The following is a 1,384-nucleotide window of genomic DNA, read 5'->3' as shown; positions in this document are numbered from 1 at the left end:
ATCACGTTCGCCTCGATGCAGCAACAGTTCGCGGCCTACAACACCAAACTTCTGGGACTGTCGGTCGACGGGCTCGACAGCCACATCGCCTGGCTGCAGGCAATCAAGGAGAAGATCACCTTCCACGATCTCAAAGGCGTGGATGTCACTTTTCCGCTCATCGCAGACGTCTCCATGGATATCGCCCGGAAATACGGGATGATCATGCCCGGCGAAGCTTCCACCAAGGCGGTGCGGGCGGTCTTTGTCATAGACCCGACGGGCACGATACGTGCGATCATCTATTACCCGTTGATCCTCGGGCGCAATTTCGATGAATTGCTGCGAGTAGTGCAGGGCTTGCAGACGACCGACCATTTCGCCGTTGCCACTCCGGCGGACTGGCGACCCGGAGAACGAGTGATCCTGCCGACGCCGGATTCGTTGAGCGCCGCACGAGAGCGTATGGGGGAACGCGCCGATGGCGTTGAGTGCCAGGATTGGTACTTTTGCACCAAAGAACTCCCAGCTGAAGAGGTCGAATCCGCCATCCGCGTCACCGACGCCACCACCGACTCGGCCGCAGTGTAGACGGCAACAACCACCATCAGCCAGACGAACCACATCGTGAGCCGTGCCGCCGGCACCCTGGCGGCGATGCCGTTGCCGAGGAGCACACCGACGATCCCCGCCGCGGTAAACGGTATCGCCACCGCCCAATCGACGTCACCGCTGGAGAGGCGAAAGATTAGCCCTTCGGCCGAACTGATAGCGATCACCAGCAGGGAGGTGCCGACCGCGACCGGCATCTCATAACCCAGGGTGAGGACCAGTGCAGGCACGACGACGAAACCACCGCCCACCCCGAAGAACCCGGTCAGGAAACCCACCACGGTTCCGGCAATCACCACCCGCGCGACGGTGGCCATCGCGGTTCGCGCGTGGTCGGGTGCTCGCGCCGGAGGCACCGGACCCGGGCCGTGCGCCCTCGCCGGCGCAGCGTCTGCCTGGATGTCAGCTCTCACCGAAGAGTGCTGCATGGCGTGACACGGTGTCTCGGCGGGCCGGCCGTGCAAGCGCCAGGCAACCACCAGGATCAAGCCGGAGAAAGCCAGGAGCAGCGCGTCATCGGGGATCGCCTGACTGCTCACCGAGCCCAGAAACGATCCACCGATGCCGACCAGCCCGAAAGTCAGGCCCCAGACCAGCCGTACCCGCCCGGCGAACAGGTGGCCTACCATCCCCACCAGAGCCGATGCCCCAACCACAATGAGTGAGGTCGTCGTCGCCGCGTGCGGCGTCTCGCCCGCCCCGTAGACCAGCGCCGGCACCGCCAGTATCGATCCGCCGCCGCCCAGCGCGCCCAGCGACAAGCCGATCAAGAAACCCAGCGGCGCCGACGCCG

The 1,384-nt window shown here is 64.8% G+C and carries 1 protein-coding gene and 1 pseudogene; one reads left to right on the top strand and one right to left on the bottom strand.

What is annotated here, in order from left to right:
• A partial coding sequence (locus tag AC2VOP_RS17810; RefSeq protein WP_486962193.1) for a peroxiredoxin occupies positions 1-570 on the top strand: 570 nt, incomplete at its 5' end.
• 56 nt (positions 571-626) lie between these two features.
• Here AC2VOP_RS17810 and AC2VOP_RS17805 read toward each other — a convergent pair.
• A pseudogene (locus AC2VOP_RS17805) lies at positions 627-1,352 on the bottom strand (sulfite exporter TauE/SafE family protein); the annotation flags it as partial.
• Positions 1,353-1,384 lie beyond the last annotated feature (32 nt).

It is taken from the genome of Mycobacterium sp. TH-M106 (assembly GCF_057473765.1).
This window is presented reverse-complemented; position numbering and strand designations above follow the sequence as displayed.